This is a genomic window from Mucilaginibacter gynuensis, assembly GCF_039541195.1.
Taxonomy (GTDB): Bacteria; Bacteroidota; Bacteroidia; order Sphingobacteriales; family Sphingobacteriaceae; genus Mucilaginibacter; species Mucilaginibacter gynuensis.
In genome coordinates this window covers 50,972-71,771 of record NZ_BAABFT010000023.1, presented here as the reverse complement: position 1 = coordinate 71,771, position 20,800 = coordinate 50,972, and the positions used below count along the sequence as shown (strand labels likewise).

At 50.9% G+C, this 20,800-nt stretch carries 29 protein-coding genes; all 29 read left to right on the top strand.

The genetic code is table 11. From position 1 onward, the window contains the following. Nucleotides 1–386: 386 nt before the first annotated feature. The 29 genes from ABD894_RS26000 to ABD894_RS25865 all read left to right on the top strand — a co-directional run bounded on the left by ABD894_RS26000 (nt 387) and on the right by ABD894_RS25865 (nt 20,779). Nucleotides 387–1,361 (top strand): relaxase/mobilization nuclease domain-containing protein, encoded by a 975-nt coding sequence (locus tag ABD894_RS26000; protein ID WP_345214023.1) that lies wholly within the window; start codon nt 387–389, stop codon nt 1,359–1,361. A gap of 13 nt (nt 1,362–1,374) precedes the next feature. Beyond that, a complete protein-coding gene (locus tag ABD894_RS25995; RefSeq protein ID WP_345214022.1) occupies nt 1,375–2,007 on the top strand; it encodes a ParA family protein in 633 nt (210 codons plus the stop codon). Then, on the top strand, nt 1,995–2,345 hold the full coding sequence (locus ABD894_RS25990) for a hypothetical protein (RefSeq protein WP_345214021.1): 351 nt from the start codon (nt 1,995–1,997) through the stop codon (nt 2,343–2,345). Before ABD894_RS25995 ends, ABD894_RS25990 begins: the two co-directional genes overlap by 13 nt. After that, the gene (locus tag ABD894_RS25985; RefSeq protein WP_345214020.1) at nt 2,342–2,626 is read left to right on the top strand and encodes a hypothetical protein; all 285 of its coding nucleotides are present in this window, start codon (nt 2,342–2,344) and stop codon (nt 2,624–2,626) included. Before ABD894_RS25990 ends, ABD894_RS25985 begins: the two co-directional genes overlap by 4 nt. Beyond that, nucleotides 2,626–2,919 (top strand): DUF4134 family protein, encoded by a 294-nt coding sequence (locus ABD894_RS25980; protein WP_345214019.1) that lies wholly within the window; start codon nt 2,626–2,628, stop codon nt 2,917–2,919. Before ABD894_RS25985 ends, ABD894_RS25980 begins: the two co-directional genes overlap by 1 nt. A gap of 208 nt (nt 2,920–3,127) precedes the next feature. After that, nucleotides 3,128–3,433 (top strand): DUF4134 domain-containing protein, encoded by a 306-nt coding sequence (locus ABD894_RS25975; RefSeq protein WP_345214018.1) that lies wholly within the window; start codon nt 3,128–3,130, stop codon nt 3,431–3,433. Further along, nucleotides 3,433–3,720 (top strand): plasmid transfer protein, encoded by a 288-nt coding sequence (locus ABD894_RS25970; RefSeq protein ID WP_345214017.1) that lies wholly within the window; start codon nt 3,433–3,435, stop codon nt 3,718–3,720. The genes ABD894_RS25975 and ABD894_RS25970 overlap by 1 nt, the downstream gene beginning before the upstream one ends. Beyond that, on the top strand, nt 3,698–6,418 hold the full coding sequence (locus ABD894_RS25965) for a TraG family conjugative transposon ATPase (RefSeq protein ID WP_345214016.1): 2,721 nt from the start codon (nt 3,698–3,700) through the stop codon (nt 6,416–6,418). Before ABD894_RS25970 ends, ABD894_RS25965 begins: the two co-directional genes overlap by 23 nt. After that, nucleotides 6,402–7,079 (top strand): hypothetical protein, encoded by a 678-nt coding sequence (locus tag ABD894_RS25960; protein WP_345214015.1) that lies wholly within the window; start codon nt 6,402–6,404, stop codon nt 7,077–7,079. Before ABD894_RS25965 ends, ABD894_RS25960 begins: the two co-directional genes overlap by 17 nt. 34 nt (nt 7,080–7,113) lie before the next feature. Next, a complete protein-coding gene (locus ABD894_RS25955) occupies nt 7,114–7,776 on the top strand; it encodes a hypothetical protein (protein ID WP_345214014.1) in 663 nt (220 codons plus the stop codon). Next, complete coding sequence (locus ABD894_RS25950; RefSeq protein WP_345214013.1) at nt 7,773–8,435, top strand: hypothetical protein; 663 nt, start codon at nt 7,773–7,775, stop codon at nt 8,433–8,435. Before ABD894_RS25955 ends, ABD894_RS25950 begins: the two co-directional genes overlap by 4 nt. Then, nucleotides 8,432–9,211 carry a hypothetical protein gene (locus tag ABD894_RS25945; RefSeq protein ID WP_345214012.1) on the top strand — a complete coding sequence of 260 codons (780 nt, stop codon included), beginning with the start codon at nt 8,432–8,434 and terminating at the stop codon, nt 9,209–9,211. The genes ABD894_RS25950 and ABD894_RS25945 overlap by 4 nt, the downstream gene beginning before the upstream one ends. Next, nucleotides 9,208–10,365, top strand: coding sequence for a TraJ family protein (locus tag ABD894_RS25940; protein ID WP_345214011.1), 1,158 nt, complete (start codon nt 9,208–9,210; stop codon nt 10,363–10,365). The genes ABD894_RS25945 and ABD894_RS25940 overlap by 4 nt, the downstream gene beginning before the upstream one ends. A gap of 66 nt (nt 10,366–10,431) precedes the next feature. After that, nucleotides 10,432–11,046, top strand: a complete 615-nt coding sequence (gene traK, locus ABD894_RS25935) for a conjugative transposon protein TraK (RefSeq protein WP_345214010.1) — start codon at nt 10,432–10,434, stop codon at nt 11,044–11,046. Continuing rightward, nucleotides 11,024–11,434: a hypothetical protein gene (locus tag ABD894_RS25930; protein WP_345214009.1), complete on the top strand. Its 411-nt coding sequence runs from the start codon at nt 11,024–11,026 to the stop codon at nt 11,432–11,434. The genes traK and ABD894_RS25930 overlap by 23 nt, the downstream gene beginning before the upstream one ends. Before the next feature lie 11 nt (nt 11,435–11,445). Further along, nucleotides 11,446–12,597 (top strand): conjugative transposon protein TraM, encoded by a 1,152-nt coding sequence (traM, locus tag ABD894_RS25925; protein WP_345214008.1) that lies wholly within the window; start codon nt 11,446–11,448, stop codon nt 12,595–12,597. A 41-nt stretch (nt 12,598–12,638) separates the two neighbouring features. Then, nucleotides 12,639–13,439: a DUF4138 domain-containing protein gene (locus tag ABD894_RS25920; RefSeq protein WP_345214007.1), complete on the top strand. Its 801-nt coding sequence runs from the start codon at nt 12,639–12,641 to the stop codon at nt 13,437–13,439. Between the two features lie 14 nt (nt 13,440–13,453). Then, nucleotides 13,454–13,669 (top strand): hypothetical protein, encoded by a 216-nt coding sequence (locus ABD894_RS25915; RefSeq protein ID WP_345214006.1) that lies wholly within the window; start codon nt 13,454–13,456, stop codon nt 13,667–13,669. 58 nt (nt 13,670–13,727) lie between these two features. Next, a complete protein-coding gene (locus ABD894_RS25910; protein ID WP_345214005.1) occupies nt 13,728–15,737 on the top strand; it encodes a type IV secretion system DNA-binding domain-containing protein in 2,010 nt (669 codons plus the stop codon). After that, on the top strand, nt 15,734–16,147 hold the full coding sequence (locus ABD894_RS25905) for a hypothetical protein (protein ID WP_345214004.1): 414 nt from the start codon (nt 15,734–15,736) through the stop codon (nt 16,145–16,147). The genes ABD894_RS25910 and ABD894_RS25905 overlap by 4 nt, the downstream gene beginning before the upstream one ends. Nucleotides 16,148–16,211: 64 nt before the next feature. Further along, a complete protein-coding gene (locus ABD894_RS25900) occupies nt 16,212–16,619 on the top strand; it encodes a hypothetical protein (RefSeq protein ID WP_345214003.1) in 408 nt (135 codons plus the stop codon). 19 nt (nt 16,620–16,638) lie between these two features. After that, nucleotides 16,639–17,046 (top strand): hypothetical protein, encoded by a 408-nt coding sequence (locus tag ABD894_RS25895; RefSeq protein ID WP_345214002.1) that lies wholly within the window; start codon nt 16,639–16,641, stop codon nt 17,044–17,046. Nucleotides 17,047–17,066: 20 nt separating this feature from the next. Further along, entirely contained in the window at nt 17,067–17,366 is a 300-nt protein-coding gene (locus ABD894_RS25890) for a M23 family metallopeptidase (protein WP_345214001.1), read from the top strand. Next, nucleotides 17,284–17,502, top strand: coding sequence for a M23 family metallopeptidase (locus tag ABD894_RS28230; protein WP_425563011.1), 219 nt, complete (start codon nt 17,284–17,286; stop codon nt 17,500–17,502). Before ABD894_RS25890 ends, ABD894_RS28230 begins: the two co-directional genes overlap by 83 nt. Continuing rightward, nucleotides 17,459–18,622 (top strand): ArdC family protein, encoded by a 1,164-nt coding sequence (locus ABD894_RS25885; RefSeq protein WP_345214000.1) that lies wholly within the window; start codon nt 17,459–17,461, stop codon nt 18,620–18,622. The genes ABD894_RS28230 and ABD894_RS25885 overlap by 44 nt, the downstream gene beginning before the upstream one ends. Before the next feature lies 1 nt (nt 18,623). Beyond that, nucleotides 18,624–19,403, top strand: a complete 780-nt coding sequence (locus ABD894_RS25880) for a DUF4099 domain-containing protein (RefSeq protein ID WP_345213999.1) — start codon at nt 18,624–18,626, stop codon at nt 19,401–19,403. After that, complete coding sequence (locus ABD894_RS25875; protein ID WP_345213998.1) at nt 19,403–20,029, top strand: hypothetical protein; 627 nt, start codon at nt 19,403–19,405, stop codon at nt 20,027–20,029. The genes ABD894_RS25880 and ABD894_RS25875 overlap by 1 nt, the downstream gene beginning before the upstream one ends. Nucleotides 20,030–20,083: 54 nt before the next feature. Then, nucleotides 20,084–20,311 (top strand): hypothetical protein, encoded by a 228-nt coding sequence (locus ABD894_RS25870; RefSeq protein WP_345213997.1) that lies wholly within the window; start codon nt 20,084–20,086, stop codon nt 20,309–20,311. Between the two features lie 138 nt (nt 20,312–20,449). Further along, nucleotides 20,450–20,779, top strand: coding sequence for a helix-turn-helix domain-containing protein (locus ABD894_RS25865; RefSeq protein ID WP_345213996.1), 330 nt, complete (start codon nt 20,450–20,452; stop codon nt 20,777–20,779). Nucleotides 20,780–20,800: the final 21 nt, after the last annotated feature.

Here is a 20,800-nt window from a genome sequence, read left to right as displayed (position 1 = left end):
AGTTGGTTAAGGTCTTTTAGGACTTTCTACATTTGGACTGTAAACCCTAATCAGGACTACATCATTATTGTAAAGAACATATCGTATTAACAGCTCCCAACTGTAAAGACTTTTCAGGACGAGACATATCCGGTTATCAGGATTTGCCGATACAGCGTTACGAGGAAACCCGGATAGCTGTCATCATTGTATAGTGTTCATCGAATATCAGGCTTCGCCGTTATACCATTACAAAAACCTGGCGTTATATGATTACACAGTTCCACATATAGTCACTTGACAGGATCCAGGGTTAGTTCGTCATCCAGATCGATAGTTCCGGTTTTATAATGTTAGTTGAGGATGTCAGTACATGGAAATGCCGTTATCCCGCTAATTTTCATCAAATGATCGTTAAGATTTTGGCGAAGCCGTCAAGGGCTTTCGCGGGTGTTAGCTACAACACCACGAAGATTGACCGCAATAAAGGCGAACTGATGAAGTTCGCCAACTTCGGCGCCCTGCAGGCCCTGCATAAACCGAAACCACAGGATATCGTCAACTACCTGAAAATGGTCGCTTCACAGAACAAACGTGTCAGCAATACGCAGTTACACGCCGCGATCTCCGCTAGGGGCAGGCAATACGACAAACATCAACTGACCGCCATAGCGGAAGCCTGGTTAAAGGAAATGGGCTACGGTTCCCAGCCTTACCTCGTGGTCTTTCACAAGGATACGGAGAACAACCATGTGCATCTCGTCTCCAGTCGAATCGACCGGCAGGGTCGGCAGATCAACCGTGACTTTGAACATGTCCGCAGCTTACGGGCGCTGGATAAAGTATTGGGCTATACAACCGCATTACAATACCGTTTCAGTACCATCGCTCAATTCTACCTGGTTATTGAAAGTCTGGGCTATCCCGGAAAAGATTACCCCGATCAGGATAAGCTGATGGAGAAGATCGCAGGCAGGAAACCGGATACCGGGCGGATCGCTGAATTGAAAACCCTGTTTTTGCTTCACAAATCCCATCCGGACTTTAAAGAAAAAATGCGTTCAGATCACCGGATCGACATCATCGTGCACGCGGCGGAAGGCAGAAAACCATATGGCTATTCCGTCGTAGATCACGATACCCGGCAGGTATTTAAAGGCAGTGAGATACTGAGCATTAAATACCTCCTTGAAAATAGTGTCGTTCCTGTGGAGAACACGGTACCTGTAAAAACTATGGCTGCAGGTTTGATCGCTGCTGAAAAAGAAACGGATCACGCCGACTATATCGGCCCGGTATGGATCGCTGACGATGTCGACGACGAATCCGTTTATGGCCGAAACCGTCAACGAAAAAGGAAAGCGGGCACCAACACACGTTAATTCACCAACATATATGATCACCATTATCGGAAACCAAAAAGGGGGCGTCGGCAAAAGCACGCTCGCCGTACTGGCCGCCAACTATCTTACCATGGCCAGGGAATGGCCAGCTACCATCGTCGATATGGATTACCAGCAGTCCATCATGCAGAAATACGACAAAGCTAAGATCCTGGAGAATAAGGAGAACTACGAGGTAGTTCCCGCGACCCTGGATATGTACCCCTTATTAAAAAATGTCCTGAAAAATAACCGGGACGGAAAAATGGTTGCATTGATCGACCTTCCGGGCAAGCTGGACGATGATGGCCTCATACCGGTATTTCAATCGGCCGATCTCGTCATCTGCCCTTTTGCCTACGAGGAGTTCACTTTTGAATCCACCATACTTTTTACCGTGGTCGTCAAAAAGATCAACCCGAACATCGCTATCGTTTTTGTCCCCAACAGGATCAAGGCCAACGCGAAATTCGAGATCATGGCCGATGTCAACGAACAGCTGCAGAAGTTTGGCAGCATCACGCCGGTTATCCCCGACAGGGTGGACTTCCAGCGCATCACCACCTTTATGACACCGCTCACCTTACACCCGGTCGTCGCGCCGGTATTTGAAGAAATTTTTGCACCCCGCTTATGGAACAAATGAAATCGCTGGCAGACCAGCTCAGGGAACAGCTGGCCAAGCCCGCTGCCCAACAACTCAGGAAAAACAAATCTCCCAAGGGCGCTGAAAAGAAAAGTCCCGGTAAACCTGCTGCCTCACCTGCTATACTGAATGACATTCATGCTTATGACACGACCGGCAATAAAAGCATGGTGCATGCCCGGTTTGACAGCAAGACCGTCGATATCCTGAACAAGTTTAAGATGGCCACCGGGGTCGACGTCAGCAAAACCGTGGCCTTCGCCGTACACCATTTTTTATCTACCCAACCCGAAATCAAAACAATCATCAAACAATACATTCAAAACACAGACTTATGATATGGATCAAATTCAGCCTCTGGCTACTCTTACTTTATGGCTTTTATTATGCCGTTGTCATCGGCTGGGACTACCACCGGCTCCGCAAACCTCCCGCGGGTTCCGGTGATGAGGAGCTGACCTTTATGGCGGATGAGGATAAAGCGCAGACAATTCCCGACGCGCCGTCATCAGGGGATATTGCTTCTGCGGTCATCGCGTCCGGAGGCGTCAGCATCAGGCAGACCTTTTCGCTGGCACGGGAAGAAGCGATAGAATTTACCCGAGCCGTCAGCTTCTGATGCGCAAGGCTTTACTATTTGTTTCCTTGTTGCTTTCGGCATCATCCGTAATGGCGCAACCGGGGATCGCCGAGATGCAGCAGGCCGAACGCCAGATCGGCAATGCTTTCTTCCCCGCTTTCGATTGCGCGATGGTGCTGGCGACCATACTGGGCATTACCGGCGCGGTCAGGATCTACCATAACATGCAGGCGGGTAAACACCATTTTGACCGGGAAGCGGCCAACTGGTTTTACGCGGCCTTGTTCATGGTTCTTTCCGGTGTATTTCTCAGGGCGTTGTTCGGAATCTGAACGCCTGTTTTACTAAGACTGCTCTCCGCAGCGATAAAAGATTCCCGTCATTGTATACTTAAATCCTGCAATCAGCAATTCTGCATGATAGAAAAAATGAGGTCAACCTCCGGGCGTTGTTCGTGATCTGAACGCCTTTTTTTGGTTGGCCGGCCCTGCGCTCTGCGGGCTATAAAAGATCTCCGCCAATCATTTTTTCTCCTTTTTAATGTTTCACAAAACAAAAAAAATCTGGGCGGCAGCGATGTTGCTGGCCCTTTCCGTTCCGGCATTTGCCCAGAACGGCGTAACCGGTTTAAACACAGCTACCGCATCCCTTAAAACGTACATCGGGCCGGTCACCAACATTACCCTTGTCATCGGTGGTATCGTAGGCATCGTGGGTGCGATACGCGTGTATTCGAAATGGAACTCCGGTGATCAGGACATCAACAAAGAGTTGATGGGCTGGGGCGGTTCCTGCGTGTTCCTGGTTGTTTCCGCGCTGGTGGTCAAAGCATTCTTCGGCCTCTGATGGCGCGTAAGTATGCTGTATACAAGGGGCTTCAAAAGCCCCTTGTGTTCAAAGGGTTCAAAGGAAAATTCATCTACTGGGGCATCGCCTCCCTGCTGGCCGGCCTCATTCTCGGCGCTTTAACCATGACTTTGATCAATATGTGGCTCGGCGCCGTCGTACTAGCCGGCTGTATCACCGGGGGACTTCTGTTCACCGCATCCAAACAAAAAGGCGGACTCTATTCTAAAAGCCGCGCCTCCAAAATCTACCTACTCAATCATTATGGCCGTAAAAAACTTATTTAACATTCCCTATGCAGGAATTGACAGGCACGGCGATTATGATCTGCTTATCGGCCTGTCCGGTGAAGTGTCGGTCATTATCCGGATGACTAACCCGGTGATCCGTTATTCAGCCTCCCCTGCCGGGTACGAGGAGTTTCACCAGTTATTCAATAATATCGTCAAACTGCTCGGAGACGGCTACCTGTTGCAAAAACAGGATATCATCAGCCACGCTGATTACCAGCCGCCGGAAGCCGCCGAATATCTCCAGCAACAGTATAATGATCACTTCAGGGGGAGGGATTGCCTTCGTGTAGAAACCTACCTTGTCATTACGCGCCGGGCTAAAAAAGGGGCCTTTTATCAATACGATAGCGGCGCGATCATGGCCCTCACCCGTGTCGCTGAAAAGGTTTGCGACCTCCTGCCTTTCAGTAAGGTCCTCAATGAAGCGCAGATCAATCATCTGACCGTCCGCATCCTCAGTATGGATTTTCGTTCACCGAACGTCAGCCTGAACAACCTTGCCCCCTCGGAATCGGAGATCAGGATGGGTGACAGGTCGCTGCGAAGCATTACCCTGGTAAATATCGACAGCATCGATCTGCCCACAGAAGTATCCACGCACCTCGAAATGAATGGCAAGGAAAGTATTCGGGGCTTCCCGGTAGACCTCCTGTCCTTCCTGTTTAAAGTTCCGGGCAGTGAGGTGATCCTGTTCAACCAGCTGATCGATATTCCTGACCAGACCGCTGTACTCCGAAAACTGGAACAAAAGAAAAAAAGACATGCGGGTATCCCTGATCCGGCCAACCAGCTATGTGTCGAGGATATCGACCTGCTTCTTAACGATGTGGCCAGGGAAAGCCAGCTGCTGGTGCATGCCCATTATAATATCCTGATCGCCGGGCGGCATGAACTGCTGCCAAAAGCCACCAACTATATCGAAAGCGCCTTATTCGGGATGGGGATCATCCCCAGTAAAAATGCTTACAACCAGCTGGAACTGTTCCGCAGCGCACTTCCGGGAAATGGTGTTGAACTGAAGGAATACGACTGGTTCCTGACCACCTGTGACGCGGCCATTTGCTTTTTCTTCAAGGAATCGCTGCAGCAGGATGAGCCCTCAGACTTTTTGCTCCGGTTCACGGACAGGCAGGGCATACCTGTCGGCATGGACCCGGCTGACTTGCCCATGCGTACCGGGCGGATCAATAACCGCAATAAGTTCGTGCTTGGGCCCAGCGGCAGCGGCAAGAGCTTCTTTATGAACGCGCTGATCGAGCAGTATATGCTGTACGAGATGGACATGGTCATTGTGGATACCGGTCACTCCTATTCCGGCCTGTGCGCTTATTACCAGGGCAAGTATATTACCTACACCGATCAGCAACCGATCACGATGAATCCATTCCAAATCGATGAATCGGAATACAACATCGAGAAAAAGGATTTTCTGGCTACCCTAATCATGCTGCTTTGGAAAGGCGCGGAAGGCATCTCCACTCAGGTGGAACGGGATGTTATCAGCCAGGTGATCAGTGCCTATTACCAGCATTATTTCAATCCGCCGGAATTTCCCGGATTATCAAAAATAGAAAGAGAGGCGATTCGTACAGCGGTTGCTGAAAAGCTAAAAGAAATATCTGTGCCCGAAGAAGATACCCCGGCAGATCCGGCAGAGTTTTCAGAGGTGCTTAATGACGCCGAACTGGCTGAAATTGACCATTGGTTAATGCGGGGGTTGGCCGATTCCGTCGCCCGCGAATATAAATTCCGGGCGTTTTTTTTAAGGTTGTATGCGCTGGACATTAGGATCCGCAAGAACATCGCCAGGGAAGCTTTCCGGTCGAAGCTCATTAAGCAGCTTGATTTTAACAGCTTCTATGAATTCGCGTTATGGAAACTCCCGGAGATCAAGCGGGACGAGGGCATATCTTTTGATCTGGATGAATTCCGTTATGTCCTGAAAAAGTTCTACCGCGGCGGTGAATATGCGGCCATATTGAACGAGGCGGCCGACCAATCTCTGTTCACGGAACGCTTTATTGTCTTCGAAATTGATTCCATCAAAGAGCACCGGGTGCTTTTCCCCATCGTGACGCTGATCATCATGGATGTTTTCATCCAGAAAATGCGATTCCGATCTAACAGGCGTAAGGCCCTGGTGGTCGAGGAAGCATGGAAGGCGATCGCGAGTCCGCTGATGGCCGGCTACCTGCTTTACCTGTATAAAACCGTGCGTAAATTCTGGGGCGAGGCCATTGTCGTTACCCAGGAACTTGGCGACATCATCGGCAACCCCATCGTTAAGGATAGCATTATCAACAACTCCGATACGATCTGCCTGCTGGACCAGACCAAGTTCCGGGACAATTATGACGAGATCGCCGCGCTGCTGGCCACCAACGAAACCGAACGCCGGAAGATCTTTACCATCAACCAGCTTGAAAACCAGGATGGCCGGGGAAGATTCAAGGAGGTTTATATCCGGCGCGGCGCCACCGGCGAAGTGTACGGCGTGGAAGTTTCGCTGCACCAATACCTGACCTATACCACGGAAAAGCCCGAAAAATCCGCCGTAGAAAAATACATCAAACGTATTGGCAATTACCGGCAGGGCCTCGATGCCTTTGTCCTCGATTTCCATGCCAGCGGTCAGAGCCTGTCCGCATTTATCACCTCCGTAAATCAAACCGATCATGAAAAATTTAACTAAGTGCCTTTTTGTACTGAATTGTTGTCTAAGTGCCTGTCCCGCATTCGCCCAACTCCTGGTGATCGACCCTGCAGTTTCAGGCGCTATCGCCATTAACTCCTCCACCATCAACGGTCAACTGAACACGACCAACAACCGCCTCGACCTGATTCAAAAGGGACAATTGGCGGTAACCGGACAGCTGACCGTAGTCAACAATCTTCAAAACCGCATCTATAACGGACTTACCCATGTGGCGGCCGTGATCAATAACCTCAGCAACATCAAAGACATTGCCGACTGCGGGATCGATATCGTGAAGGATGTCCAATCAGCCGTTACGCTTGCCCGGACAAACCCCATACTGTTATTATTTGCTGAAAAGGGCGCCAGGGAGTTTCAGCTCCGCGCGGCGAAACTGGCTACCGAGGTCAGCGCTTTTGTGCTGACCGGTGGCCAAAGCAATATGATGGATGCCGGTGAACGCGGCAAACTGCTCAACCACATCGCTACCGAAATGCGCATTCTGCGCGGCATCGCTTACGGCATGAACCGCTCCATGTACTGGGCCAAAATGAATGGCATATTCCGCTCGCTGAATCCATGGGCCGAATGGCAGAGCCAGGACGTCCGCATTGCCGGCGAGGTGATCAGTAATGCCAAATACCTCACCCGCCAATAATTCAACTATTCCTTTACAATCGAAAACCGCTTATATGAAAAAGTTACTGATCGGTATCTGCCTGCTGTTCATGGGAGATGATGGCTTCGCCCAGAAAAAGGTGCTTAATATCCCCGGCATTCACCAACTGGTAGACCAGTCCAAATCCGAGAACAAACTCCAGGTGAAGGCCCGCGACAAACAGGCTGTTGTTACCGCCAACGAACGGGCAAACCTCACCTTACTGGAGAAACTCAAGGACCGTTACCGGGAACTGCAGCAGCGGTATAATACCCTCGGCCTGCTGATCAATGCCGCTGATATCGGCATCTCCGCCACGCCCATGGTCAACCGCATCATCAGTAACCAGGGCCAGATCCTGGCGAAGGTCCAACGTAACCCCGCATTATTGGCTATCGGGTTTGATTCGGAACTGGTTTTTGCCGAGAAGGCCTACAGCCTGCTCACCTATATCGCGGGAGTAAGCCTGTCCTTTGGAGATATCAACCAGATGCGGGCGTCCGACCGCAAAATATTGTTTGATTTCGTACTGCTTGAACTCAGCCATTTGCAGGACCTGTCAAATAATATGCTGGGCCTGTTCCAATATGCGGATCTCGCGGCCATGCTGAAAGCTGCCAATCCCTTCCAGCATTTCATCGATGCCGACCTGTCCATCGCCAAAGAAATTATTCAAAACGCCAAATACCTGAAATGAAGAACCTGATCGTTTTACCGATGCTATTCCTGTTTAGTTTCGGACGCGCGCAAAAAGTGGTCTACGATTCCCGGCACTTTACCGCGGTCAGTCAGAACGCGGCTGTACGAAGCGCTGCGGAAAGTACCCATGAACAGTACCTGTCAAATATCAATAACGACCTCGATAACCTGAATACCAATGTCGCAGCGGTCGTATTAGCGCAGACGATTATTTACGAAAGCCTGTCCAATGTGAATTCCGCTTTGAAAAACGGCATCGCCGTCCGGAATATGTCGCTCCTGGTCGCTGATATGACCGGTTATGTCAACCAGGCTATCACCATGGCCCGCGGTGATCCTGCTCTTTTGCTGTTTGCGGGAAATATTTCGGCTGAATTGCGGACCCGGGCGATTGCACTGGTCAGGGATGTTTCCGGTTATATTTTAAAGGAAGGGAACAACGTGCTGGCCGATTATAACAGCCGTGACCAGCTCTTACGCAGGGTCACCCAACAATTACAGATCATGAACGGCCTGGCATACGGTGCCTGGAAAGCCATGTACTGGGCAAAACAGCGCGGGGTGCTCGCCTCGCTGAACCCGGTGGCCGGATTTATCAGCCAGGATCGCCGGCTGGCCGAACAGATCATCATCAACGCCAAATTCTTAAAACCATGAAAATATTAGCTCCTTTATCCGTATGCCTCCTGGTCCTGTTCAGGACCTGCATGGCCCAGGCCTCCTACCGGGATGAAAGCATCCGCTACCAGCAGGAACGGATGGTGTTCCTGCAATGGGACAAGAAAAAGTTCACCCCCAAACCGGGCTTTTTGAGCCTAAACCCGAATTATTGGCTCACCTGGGGCCTTTTCCATCCCAATTACTACAAAAAAGACCTGCGGCCCCTGAGTGCTTCCGGTCCGCAAACGCAAAGACTGGCTTTGGCCGGTACGCTCAATGCGATCGACGACAGTTATAAATTACAGTCGGACACGACCCGCAATACCGCGCTTTCGGAAGTGGCCAATTACAGTGGCCTGGTAACGGAACTCGATCCCCTATGGCGCTTATACTACAGCCGGGAATTACGCCCCGTGCTGAATACCGATCATGCCGCGGTGCTTACCGGATTGTCGCCACAGGTAAAAGCCAAACTGGTCACGGAAGGACTGTTCGACTGGTATACCGAAGAACTGGATATGCTGCGGCAGCGCGTCGAGGCGGCACACTCGGCCGACATGGACCGCGGCGCCAGGATCATGGCCTATCACCGGCTGCTCATGGAATACCGCAAGCTAGCAGGGGTCTGGGCGATCCGGGTCGCGACAGCCGCGAAAACCATCCGCATGAGCGCTCAACAACAACAGGTTCGTACAGGGCAGGTTTCCGTCAGTAACTGGACGCCGCAGACCGATGTGCAGATCGCTAACGAAGTCTTAAAACATGTACAATGAAAAAAATCAGCTTACTCATTATTGGCTTGTTGGGTTCGGCATTATCCGCACGATCCCAATCCGCTCCTTCGCAGCAAAGCACCAGAACCCTTGAATTTTTACAGGGTGACGGCGTCTACGAAACCGGTGTCATGCATTTCTTGAAAGGTCTGAAGGATTCTATCTGGAGCCACTTCGACCTGTTCATCGGCGAAGCGAAGGCACTGGCCGCGATCTTTATGATCATCTTTTTCGCTATCAAGTCCTACGAAATGATGTCCGGCGACAAAAAAATGGAGGTCATGCCGCTGTTGCGCCCCTTCGGATTGGCTATGGTGATCCTGTGGTGGGGTACCTTTGTTAAGGTCATCGCCTTTCCGACAGACCTGGTCGCTCTGCAAACCGAGCAGATGTTCGAAAGCCAGCAGACACTGGTCAATAACCTGCGTCTTAACCGGGCAGACCTGATGGTCGCCGTCGCCAATTCGCTGTATACCTACCAGGCACAGGCCGAGGTCGCGGAGAAGGAAAGCGACACTTGGTATGAACAGGCCTGGGATTCGGTATCCAGCACCGTCAAAGAAGGGATCAGCTCGGTCGTCGCCCCCTTAATGGAACTGAAGGCACGCCTGACCGTCGGCATGCAGCTGCTGTTTACCCAGCTGCTCGAACTGCTGGGTATCTGGATCCTGCGGATCGCGGTCTATATTATCTTCCTGCTCCAGATCATCTATTCATCCATCCTGATCATCCTCGGGCCTTTTGCCGTGGCGGCCAGTATTCTCCCTGCCTTCCGCGACAGCTTCAGCACCTGGATCGCACGTTTCATCTCGGTCAACCTCTACTCCGGGATCGCCTACTTGATCATGTATATCTGCGGCCTGATGCAGGAATACGCGATGAAATCGGAGATCAGCAAATACCAGGAACTGGTCGGACAGAACGGAACCGGGGCCAACATCGAAAAGATGGCCTTCTTTGCCACGAACGGTATCCTGTCATTTGGAACGGTCATTATCGTGTTTCTCATCGGCGCGATCTGCATGTTCACTGTTCCGAGTATCTCCACCTGGATCATTTCTACTTCCGGCATCAGCTCGGCCTCCTCAACTTTTGGCCGCAGCAGCACCCTCGTGGTCAGCGGCGCGAAAAAAGCCGCAGGCGCCGTACTCTGACAATCAACCCGAATTTATTTACCAGGGCCGTTTGCATCGCATAGCGGCCCTTTTTTATGAACCGACATGATCATTAAAAACATAGAGTCTAAAGTTCGGCTCGCTACATTTTTATCGGCAGGGAGCCTGCTGGCCGCGGTCGTCATTGTGGCACTTAACGCCTATTACGCTTACCAGCTGGTAGCCAGCGCGCAGAAAAGCATCTATATCCTGGATAACAATATCCCGGTATTGGCCCGCCAAACGGATGTGCAAATGAATCGTCCCGCCGAATACAGGGCCCATATCAGCTTGTTCCACGCGCTGTTCTTTTCCCTCACACCGGATGACAACTACATGGAATACCAGATGAAACAAGCCATGTACCTCGTCGACGAGTCCGGTATGAAACAATATAACGATCTGAAGGAAAACGGCTTTTTTAATTCCATCCTTTCATCCAGTTCGGTACTGACGCTGCAAACCGATTCTATCGGCCTGGATATGACCAAACACTATTTCCGCTACTACGGGAAACTAAAAATAGACCGGCGTAGCTCCACCGTTTGGCGCTCCCTGGTGACGGAGGGCTACCTGAAGGACATCCCGAGAAGCGATAATAATGCACACGGCGTACTGATCACCGCGTGGAAAACCCTGGAAAATAAAGACCTGCGGGATGTGGAAAAAACTACGCTCTAACCGCGATCCCAGGGATACGCTGTTATCCGAGCTAAAAAAAGAGTTCGGCCCTTATATAATAATTGGAACGATATGGCTGAAGCGCCTGCTGCTCACTTACCCAAGATGCTTTTTCGGTGGGATGGTCGGCCTCTTGGCTGTTTCGCTGCTCTTTTCTTTCACGCTGTTCCTGCACCCGGGAAGCAAAGCGAAAATAAGTACAGAACAAGTTTCCGCTACTGCTGATGACAGTTTTTCAAAGATCATAGCGATAACGGGACGCATGCAGGAAACTATTGTTTTGAAAAAAACAGTGGACAGCCTGAACCGAAAGCCTCAACTGTCCGCGCAGGACAGCGCCCGGATGATCAAAACGCTCCAACGCCTGCAGCAACTGCTTAAACAATAAAATCTCACCATATGAAAATAGATATCAAACAACCGAAATACGTGTTGCCGGTACTGCTGCTGCCTTTTATATGCTTCTTTTTCTACCTCTGGCAAACGGAATTTTCTAAACCGGAACAGGTGGTCAAAGAACAAAAAGGGCTTAACCCGGCTGTCGGCGAAGTGTCCGAGGACATCCGGAAAAAGGATATGGCCACTAAGCTGGACGCATTCCGGGATGCGTATAAAGAGGCCTCCGGTACCAGCGCGGTCAGCGCCATTCCAAAAGAAAGCAGCAGTAACCCGGAATACCACGACCCCTATTCCAAAAGGGAGAAAGACCAGCGCATGCTGGATTCGATCAGCAAACTGGCGGGCAGCATCAACCAGCATGCCACGCGATCAAGGTCCGTACCAGAAGTTGATCGTGCCATTGCGGACCTGTATAACCAGCGGCGCCCGGCTGCTGCCGTAAATGCTTCCCCTCCGGAGCAGAAAGCGCCGGACCCGATGGAGATCTTTAAACAACAGGTGTCCTACATGGACAGCATCAGCAAGGAAAATGATCCGGAATACCGTGAGGAAAAACTCCGCCGTGCGGCATCGGCGACAGCTATGGCGGCCAAAGCAACTGCGCTTAAGGTCAGGCGGGCTGTTGGCAGCGCAGCGGGGTTCCACACCATCATGCCGGTCAGTACCGGCGCATTCATCAGCGCGGTGATCGATGAAAATATCACCGGATACGGCGGTTCCCGTCTGCGCCTGAAACTCATGGAAGACATCAAAGCCGGCGACCAGGTGATCAAAAAGGGCACCTACCTGTACGCACTGATCAGCGGGTTCTCGGAACAGCGCGTCACGCTCAATATCTCGACGATCCTTTCGCAGGATAAGATCCTGCCGGTGAACCTGCAGGTGTATGATCTTGACGGCCTGCCGGGATTATATGTTCCTTCGTCGGCATTCCGAGATTTCACCAAAGATCTGGGCGGCAATACGATGCAGGGCATCAACATTAACGGCTCATCCGGGAACAGCCAGTTTATCATGAGTACCGTCGATAAGGTATTCCAGTCGACATCATCGGCTATCGCCTCCCTCCTGCGTAAAAACAAGGCCAAACTCAAATACAACTCCTACATCTACCTCATCGATGCCGAAGCGCTGCAAGGCACACAGCGGTAGCCATTCAACTGTACTATCCATATCCTTAATATAAATCCCTTATGAAACATCTCATTTTTTTATTGCTGACGTTGTTCAGCGGCCGCGTGTTCGCGCAATCCTTACCGGTCGTCCAGCTTCCCGGGAAGGCGACGCTGCACTTTGTTTCCCCGGAACCCATCCAATACGTGGATATTTCCACAGGCTCGCTGGAAGGTGACCTTCCGCTCCCCAACCTGTGCCGTATTCACCTGCGTGACTCGTTGAATAGTTTTACCAATGCGATCATCACCATCGCGGGGGAAACTTTTCTCGCGCAATATCAGCTCGTTCCCGGCGCTGCGGATTGTCCCGCACGCATCGAGATACTTCCTGCGGATACCCGGCCGCTCGACATCGCCGGCATCGGGCTATCTCAAAACCAACTGAAAAAATTATCCCTGGGCTTGTTAAGCTTGAAAGTACGGGGTTCCATTCAGAAAAACAGGGCCTTCGGCATTACTGCACGCTTGAACCAGGTATACACCGTCGGCGACTATATCTTTTTAGACCTGGCCTATGAGAACAGCAGCCGGCTGAAATATGCCATCGAAGACCTTCGCTTCGCGATAACTGATAAGAAGATTACCAAAGCGACCAATGTGCAATCCTTCGAGGTCAATCCCGTATTTGTCCTCCTGCCAGTTCCGTCCTTCTCAAAACGCTACCGCAACATCTTCGTATTTAAGAAAATGTCGTTCCCAGGCAGCAAGGTCTTGCAGGTTACCCTCAGCGAAAAGCAGGTTTCGGGCCGGGTGATCAGCCTGGATATTTCCTACCGCGATATTCTTGATGCCGACATCCCGCCGCCCCTGCAGCAATAATACGCGAACCGGTTATGACTGATTCCTTAACCTACGATTATATCAAACTGGTACTCGAGCGAGATTTCCCGTCTGCCTATCTCCGGTTCAGCAACAACGGTATGCTACACTACGAACTTACTAATATGGTCGAAGTCTGTGCTCCGCTCACGCGCGGCCTTGACAGAGAGGACGAATTCCTGAAGGCCGAAGTGATCGGGATCATTTCAGCTTATCTGGAGGAGGCCTGAAACCCTATGTGACCGGAATGCCGGTATTTCTATTTCCCAACCCCTCATGTAATTCTTTATGGAAGAAACCCGTGAACAGCAAAAGCTGCATGGCTTCCTGCAATGCGCGATCTATGTATCGATTTTCCTGGAAGCTGCTATTTTTATCTACCGTGATGCCCCTTTCTGGGGCATTTTTGTTTCACCGCTGTCGCGGCTGGCGCAGCTGCCCATCTACGATCAGCTCATTTACAGTAAGCTCGCCACCTTCGGCCTCATCTGCCTCGTTAGTATCGGTACGCTGGCAAAAAAGAAAACAGACCTCGACCCGAAAAAACACATCGTTTACCCACTGTGTATCGGTCTGTTCCTCTTTTTCGGGAGCCTGCTTTACCGGGGACGAGCCTCGCCGGCTGTTTTTCCCTTCACTACCTGGCTTGACCTGTTCTATATGGTTTGCTCCCTCGTCGGGGCGCTGATGATCAGCCTGTCCATGGACAACATTTCCAAGATCATTAAAAGTGGCCTGGGTAAGGATAAGTGGAACCATGAGGCCGAAAGCTTTATGCAGCCGGTGAAAAAGCTGGAAACACCTTACTCGGTGAATATCCCCATGCTTTTCTATGCCGATAAAAAGGTGCGCAAAGGCTGGATCAATATCTGCAATGTGTTCAGGGGCACCATGGTCATCGGGACACCGGGTTCTGGTAAGAGCTTTTCCATCGTCAATCCCTTTATCCGGCAGCTGATCGCCAAGGAGTTCGCGGTTTGCCTTTACGACTTCAAATACCCTGACCTCGGCCAGATCGCCTATTACCATTACGTAATGGCCAAAAAGGCGGGTAAGCTGAAAGGGTTTTCCTTTCATGTGATGAACCTGAATGATGTCGAGCGGAGCCGCCGTATTAACCCATGGAAATCGGAATACATCCGAACCCTGGCGGATGCCTCTGAAACGGCAGAGGCATTAGTAGAAGCACTCAAAAAAGGGGATAAATCAGGGGGCAGCGACCAGTTCTTTACCCAGTCCGCCATCAACTTCCTGGCTGCCTGCGTCTATTTTATGAGCCGCTATGCCGACGGAAAGTTCTCCAGCCTGCCCCATGTGCTGGCCCTGCTGAACCGCAGCTACGAGGAGATCTTCAACGCGCTGATGACCGAACCTGAACTAAAGCCGCTCCTGTCGCCCTTTATGACAGCCTTCAACGCGAAAGCGTTTGACCAGCTGGAAGGACAGATCGGTACCCTGAAGATTTTTATCAGCCGCATGGCCACCAAAGAAACTTTTTGGGTGTTCTCGGGCGATGATTTCAACCTGAAGATCTCCGCTAAGGAAAACCCGTCCATACTGGTGCTGGCAAACGATCCCAACACGCAGAACATCAATTCTGCCTGCTATTCGATCATCATCAATCGCCTGACCAAGCTGATCAACTCTAAGGGGAACCGGCCATCGGCACTCATCGTGGACGAGGTACCCACCCTGTTTATCCATAAGGTGGAAAACCTGATCGCGACCGCGCGCAGCAATAAGGTCGCCGTACTCATGGGCCTGCAGGAACTCCCGCAGTTCAATCAACAGTACGGTAAAGACACCTCGGCGACCATTACCGCCGTTATCGGCAATGTGCTCTCCGGTTCCGTCAGGAATAAGGAAACGCTCGAATGGCTGGAACGCCTGTTCGGCAAGTCCAAGCAACTCGGCGAAGGGCTGTCCATCGACCGGAATAAAACTTCGACCTCGCTGAACGAAAAACTCGAACCGCTGATCCCTGCGGGTAAGATCGCCTCCCTAAACGCGGGCGAGTTGGTCGGTATGATCGCAGCCGATGCGCAGGAAACCTACACCGGGGAGTTTTCCACCTCGGCAGTGCATTGCCGGGTAAACCTGGATATGAAAGCCATTACGCAAGAGGAAATGGCCTACCCTTCGCTCCCCGTCTATTACACCTTTGAGGGTAAAAAGGACGAAAAACTGCGGGCCAACTTCAATCGCATCAACATGGAGATCCAGGAGATCGTCCGGCAATACACGACCGCTAAACCGCCCGAAATGCCCAAGGGCACCATGAAAGGAAACAATAGATGAATGAACACTTAAAAATGGAGGGCCGCACCGTTATGGTGCACCCGGAACTGTACGATGATCCAGCAGAAAAAACCGGTATGACCGGCACGATCCGTTCCGTCGATATTTCGGGCAACGACTTTTTCGTGGACTTTCCCGATGGCAAATTAGGCAGGTACGGCGCCGATGCGCTGCTGGTACTTAAGAAACCCGAAGATATCCACCAGGTACTCGAAAATGATAAAGGCACATTGACACTTGCCGAACGAAAAGATCTGTTTAATATCACGCTCTTCCAGAATTACGGTTTTCCCGAACAGGTAAAAACCGCCCTGGAAATGGCCAGAAACCGGCCGGTGGTGAGGGAACTCGGGCTGAGATCCCTTGAAGACAGCCTGGGCATGAACCAGTCACGCGCACGCGGCCGCTGATCTTCATTTCAACTAAGAAGGTCCAATATAACTCACGGTACCATTCCGAACAAAACCTAAAAATATGATGAATGAACAAGACACCTTAGGCTTAATGGTCATGGTTAGCCCGGTCCTTTGGTATTCCGAATCAGTGGGCAAGGTTGGGCTGATCGAGGCGACTGATCTGGCTGAAAACGAAGTATGGGTGAGGTTTGAAGACGGCGACCTTCTTTCATTCAGCCCCCAAATTTTGTTTATGCTGAGAACACCGGCAGAATTAAATGAGCTGGCGGAAAACAGGAAGGGTTATTTATTGCCACCCGTACCCCTGGAGCTGAAAATAATAGCCGGCTTCCAGCAAGAAGGATCCGCTCAATCGATCAGGGAAGCCTTTGAACGCCTGCGGGATGACCCTGAACTCCATCGCTGGGCGACCGTCCGTCTGAATGAAGTGCTGGATGTCACGCCAAAGCGAAGAATAGGCAGGTAACAACTAACAACATAAATTTATGGAAAATACAACCTTAGCAGGCACACTTGCGCTTGTACACCCGGAAATACGAACCGACCCTTCCGCCATGCAGGGCCAGGTCGGCATCATCACTTACGCAGACAACCGGTCAGATGACGTTTATCTCCGCTTTGAAAACGGCCGGGAGAGCCGGTACGCATCGGACGCCGTCCTGATCCTTAAAAATAAGGCTGATCTGCTCAACGACCTGAAAAACAACACGCATATCCAGGTCGCGGATTTCAAAGATCTCTACAAGGTCGGCATCCTGCAGGACCGCGGCCGGCCGGCCGATGTCGTACAGGCATTGCAAATAGCCGCCAACAATCCCAATATCCGCGACAATGCCCTGCTGGCCGTTTCTGCGGTAATCGGCACCAGCCAGGAAAGGTCCGTTGCACGATAAAGCAGCTCATTTGCTGCCTGTTGTTCTGCCTGCCGCTCAAATACCTGCACCTCAACTCCGCCTTCGGCCATCGCGTTCACCCGCTCACTGGCAAATACGCCTGCCACCTGGGGATCGACCTGAAGGCCAGAAGCGATACGGTGTTTTCCATCCTTGATGGGCGGATAGCGGCCATCGGTTACAACCCGCAGCTTGGCATATTCATCAAAATGGCACACGGCCCCGTGACCATTACCTATGGTCATCTTAACACCCCTGGTCTTTCGGGGAGACAGCGTATCAACGGGAACACCGATCGGCATCACCGGCCAAAGCGGTAAAGTGACAGGCGAACACCTGCACCTGGGCATAATGGTCAACCGGCAACCGGTTGACCCTGTCAATTTCCTGTATCAATTAATCAATACATATCATGAGCAAAAATTTCAAACCATTACACGAGGTGGTCGCCAATAAGCTGATCGCCGAACTCGAAGCAGGAACCTCGCCATTCCAGAAACCCTGGACAGACAAGGATGTCCCCGCGTTTACTATCCCCTTCAACCCTACCACCGGGAAAAACTACAAAGGTATGAACGCCCTCTGGCTGGGCATGCAAAACTTTGACGATCCACGTTGGATGACCATGAGTCAGGCCAATAAGGAAGGCTATTCCGTGGAAAAGGGCGCGAAAGCCAGTATTATCAGCTTCGTAAAAACTTCCGATATGCAGGCCATACGCGATGTGGACGGCAACAAGATCAAAGACGAAGAAGGCAAGACCATGACCCGCGTTACAGAGCTGGAAAAACCAGTGGTGACCACCGCATTTGTGTTCAATGCTGAACAGATCAAAGGCATTCCTCCGCTCGTAGAATATATGAAGGAGAAACAGGGCGAGCAGCAATGGGCACCGCTGGAAAGAGCCGAAGCACTCTTATCGTCGAGCCAGGCAGTGATCAATCATGGCGGCAACGAGGCCTATTACAACAAAACAAAGGACCAGATCCAGCTGCCGGCAAAGGATCAGTTTGATAACGAAACGAAATACTATGCCGTGGCCCTCCACGAACTGGGACACTGGAGCGGTCATGAAAGCCGCCTGGACAGGCTCATGGAAGGCCGGTTCGGCTCCGAACAATATGCCCGCGAAGAGCTACGCGCAGAAATTGCTTCGCTTATGCTCGGCAGCGAGCTGGAGATCGGGCATAACTTCGGCCAGCATGCGGCTTACGTGCACAACTGGGTCAAAATCCTGAAAGAGGAGCCGTTCGAATTGTTCCGTGCCGCTGCCGACGCACAAAAGATCCATGATTTTATTCTGGACTTCGACCCGAAACGGGAGATCAGGCACGAAGCGTCCCTGGTTGTTAACCTCGAAAAAGGCGACGAGATCGCCTACAACAATAATGTCTATAAGGTCATCGATCAGAAGGGCAAAACCTTCAAGATGGAGGACGCGGAAGGGTCAAAATTCAACCTGAAAGCAACCGACGGCCTGTATAATTCGCTTGTCGAAGCCAAAAAGAACCCCGCTGCGCAGGAAATCATCACACAGGGGCAGGAAGAAACCGAAACAAGAACCATAGGCAGATAAGATGCAGCTCACCACATTTAAAGAAAAGGATCTTCCGTACAAGGAACTGGAGACCATAGGCCTGGCAGCGGGCGAAAAATTGCTGCTCAACATCGACGACCTGAAAAACCTGTTGTCGGGTCGCAGGACCGGGCTCATGCAGCTGCAGAACCTGGAAGCGGAAAACATCAAGATCAAATCGATGGACGCCAAGCTCTCGCTATTTCATAACCCGGCAGGCGGCACCGAACTGCGCATTCACCCGATCTACCGTAAACCGCAGCGGCCGGATTACATCGACGAACAAGAAGCCGACCAGCTCATCAAGGGTAGCACCGGGTACCTGCAAAAGATCACAAAGGATGATAAAGGGAACACGAAGGAATTACTGGTCGAATATGACGCGGAAACACGCGAGTTCATCATCAGTGATACGGATAAGATCCTGGCACCGGATATGGTCAACGGCGAGTTCCTGACCCCCGCCCAAAAAGAGGACTACCGGAAAGGAAAAGAAGTGGAACTGCCCGATAAAACGGTATTCCAGTACGCGGCGGCCGAACCGCAGGGTATCCGCTCCAATAAACTGGCTATCATTGCCTCCATCGTGGTGGATGGCGGCATGTCCTACCTGATGTACGAAGGACTGAACGCCTTGTTCAATAAAAAACGTGACCTCAAAATGGCGGAGCAACTCAGCCCCGGCTACCACAATGCCGTAAAAGATGCCGAAGCCCAACGTAATACCTTAGTTCCCGAACAGGTGACTCGTGGCTATACCCGCGGCGGGGCGACACGCTGATGGCGGACCTGCTGACCAGGCTGGGTGTCCCCACGGACATCCGGTCCTGGTTTGATATCGAAGATTCGCTGTTCACCTTCGGCGACGATCATGAACATTTCGGCGAGACCTTTCACAGGGTGCCGACCACTAAAAACCTTTGGACAGCGGGTAATCACCAAAGCCCGGAAGTGATCATTACATTCTCTGCAATGGAGGCTGTCGCCTACCTGACACTCAACTGTCATCTGTACAGCAAGCCGTATAACCTCCTTTTTATTGCCATTGGTAATCTGCCCCATTCCTGGCAACTGGAATGGATTCGCCTGCGCTATAAAAACAGAAAGTTCACGCTCGTTTTGGGCAAAGACCTTTTAGGAAGACTGTGCGATGTCTTTATTGCTGCCCGCATTTGTAATAAAGTGATAAAGATGACATATACCGATGCGATGGTTAAGATGAGCTATCGTGGGAATTCACACATTTTCGATCCCGAAACGATCACTCTGGGCAAAGTCGAAAGGGTTTTAGGTATCAGGACGAGAATCCGAACCAAAAAACCAGCGTCAGCGAACAGCTTTCTCGAACAATTGAGTATCGCAGCACAGGTCAGACCTGAAAAATGTGCACAAATTTGTGAAAAATAAACAACGAAGCATTTGTAGAATACTAACAGATTTAGTATATTTAGCTATCAAATCATGAAAACACTAATTCACTTTTTCATTACTTGTTTCATCTCCACCGGAGCATTGTTCGGTGCGCTAAGTGTGCTTAATCCATTTCCTCTTTTCGCCGTGGCTTTCGGGGTATGGGGACTTTTTTTCTGGCGCTGGAATGTACGTATGAAAAGAGATGCGAAAAAACGATACCATGAGCGCATGTTTGAAGAGTATATGCGTGAAAGGAGCCGGCACGTTCGTTTTTGATAAACTTATATACATCGCCCTCTTACATATTTCCCTATAATATCAAGCCTTGCTGTTCGTCAGCGAGGCTTTTTTTATTCAAATAATGGTTGCAACAAAGGCATCAGTCTGCCGCGACGCATAACCCAGAAAAGAACAATGACGAAAATCACATTTGAACATGTTCCAGCTGCTATTGAACAAATCAACTGCCGGCTTGACAAAATCGAGCAACTCCTGGACAAGCTCGTGCATGGCAAAGAAACGGAGGACATATTATTAACCGTACAGGAAGCAGCGGCATTCCTGAATCTCACCGTTCCTACCTTGTACAGTAAAGTCAGCAGAATGGAAATCGCGGTGCATAAACCAGGAAAACGGTTATATTTTCATAAAAAAGACCTGATTGAATATCTCTCCACAGGCAAAAGAAAATCCGCCAGAGAGCTAGTGGAAAAATCGAAATCAAAATTTCGGTTTGAAATCTAAACCATTATTCTCCCCTTCTCC

What these genes read in the sequence shown, in the direction of transcription:
- ABD894_RS25865 (WP_345213996.1), top strand. Translation starts at nt 20,450, where the DNA reads ATGACGAAAATCACATTTGAACATGTTCCAGCTGCTATTGAACAAATC.
- ABD894_RS25915 (WP_345214006.1), top strand. Translation starts at nt 13,454, where the DNA reads ATGACTGATTCCTTAACCTACGATTATATCAAACTGGTACTCGAGCGA.
- ABD894_RS25900 (WP_345214003.1), top strand. Translation starts at nt 16,212, where the DNA reads ATGATGAATGAACAAGACACCTTAGGCTTAATGGTCATGGTTAGCCCG.
- ABD894_RS25940 (WP_345214011.1), top strand. Translation starts at nt 9,208, where the DNA reads ATGAAAAAAATCAGCTTACTCATTATTGGCTTGTTGGGTTCGGCATTA.
- ABD894_RS25955 (WP_345214014.1), top strand. Translation starts at nt 7,114, where the DNA reads ATGAAAAAGTTACTGATCGGTATCTGCCTGCTGTTCATGGGAGATGAT.
- ABD894_RS25870 (WP_345213997.1), top strand. Translation starts at nt 20,084, where the DNA reads ATGAAAACACTAATTCACTTTTTCATTACTTGTTTCATCTCCACCGGA.
- ABD894_RS25960 (WP_345214015.1), top strand. Translation starts at nt 6,402, where the DNA reads ATGAAAAATTTAACTAAGTGCCTTTTTGTACTGAATTGTTGTCTAAGT.
- ABD894_RS25980 (WP_345214019.1), top strand. Translation starts at nt 2,626, where the DNA reads ATGCGCAAGGCTTTACTATTTGTTTCCTTGTTGCTTTCGGCATCATCC.
- ABD894_RS26000 (WP_345214023.1), top strand. Translation starts at nt 387, where the DNA reads ATGATCGTTAAGATTTTGGCGAAGCCGTCAAGGGCTTTCGCGGGTGTT.
- traK (WP_345214010.1), top strand. Translation starts at nt 10,432, where the DNA reads ATGATCATTAAAAACATAGAGTCTAAAGTTCGGCTCGCTACATTTTTA.
- ABD894_RS25995 (WP_345214022.1), top strand. Translation starts at nt 1,375, where the DNA reads ATGATCACCATTATCGGAAACCAAAAAGGGGGCGTCGGCAAAAGCACG.
- traM (WP_345214008.1), top strand. Translation starts at nt 11,446, where the DNA reads ATGAAAATAGATATCAAACAACCGAAATACGTGTTGCCGGTACTGCTG.
- ABD894_RS25885 (WP_345214000.1), top strand. Translation starts at nt 17,459, where the DNA reads ATGAGCAAAAATTTCAAACCATTACACGAGGTGGTCGCCAATAAGCTG.
- ABD894_RS25930 (WP_345214009.1), top strand. Translation starts at nt 11,024, where the DNA reads ATGTGGAAAAAACTACGCTCTAACCGCGATCCCAGGGATACGCTGTTA.
- ABD894_RS25975 (WP_345214018.1), top strand. Translation starts at nt 3,128, where the DNA reads ATGTTTCACAAAACAAAAAAAATCTGGGCGGCAGCGATGTTGCTGGCC.
- ABD894_RS25970 (WP_345214017.1), top strand. Translation starts at nt 3,433, where the DNA reads ATGGCGCGTAAGTATGCTGTATACAAGGGGCTTCAAAAGCCCCTTGTG.
- ABD894_RS25895 (WP_345214002.1), top strand. Translation starts at nt 16,639, where the DNA reads ATGGAAAATACAACCTTAGCAGGCACACTTGCGCTTGTACACCCGGAA.
- ABD894_RS25905 (WP_345214004.1), top strand. Translation starts at nt 15,734, where the DNA reads ATGAATGAACACTTAAAAATGGAGGGCCGCACCGTTATGGTGCACCCG.
- ABD894_RS25985 (WP_345214020.1), top strand. Translation starts at nt 2,342, where the DNA reads ATGATATGGATCAAATTCAGCCTCTGGCTACTCTTACTTTATGGCTTT.
- ABD894_RS25990 (WP_345214021.1), top strand. Translation starts at nt 1,995, where the DNA reads ATGGAACAAATGAAATCGCTGGCAGACCAGCTCAGGGAACAGCTGGCC.
- ABD894_RS25945 (WP_345214012.1), top strand. Translation starts at nt 8,432, where the DNA reads ATGAAAATATTAGCTCCTTTATCCGTATGCCTCCTGGTCCTGTTCAGG.
- ABD894_RS28230 (WP_425563011.1), top strand. Translation starts at nt 17,284, where the DNA reads ATGGTCATCTTAACACCCCTGGTCTTTCGGGGAGACAGCGTATCAACG.
- ABD894_RS25880 (WP_345213999.1), top strand. Translation starts at nt 18,624, where the DNA reads ATGCAGCTCACCACATTTAAAGAAAAGGATCTTCCGTACAAGGAACTG.
- ABD894_RS25910 (WP_345214005.1), top strand. Translation starts at nt 13,728, where the DNA reads ATGGAAGAAACCCGTGAACAGCAAAAGCTGCATGGCTTCCTGCAATGC.
- ABD894_RS25920 (WP_345214007.1), top strand. Translation starts at nt 12,639, where the DNA reads ATGAAACATCTCATTTTTTTATTGCTGACGTTGTTCAGCGGCCGCGTG.
- ABD894_RS25950 (WP_345214013.1), top strand. Translation starts at nt 7,773, where the DNA reads ATGAAGAACCTGATCGTTTTACCGATGCTATTCCTGTTTAGTTTCGGA.
- ABD894_RS25965 (WP_345214016.1), top strand. Translation starts at nt 3,698, where the DNA reads ATGGCCGTAAAAAACTTATTTAACATTCCCTATGCAGGAATTGACAGG.
- ABD894_RS25875 (WP_345213998.1), top strand. Translation starts at nt 19,403, where the DNA reads ATGGCGGACCTGCTGACCAGGCTGGGTGTCCCCACGGACATCCGGTCC.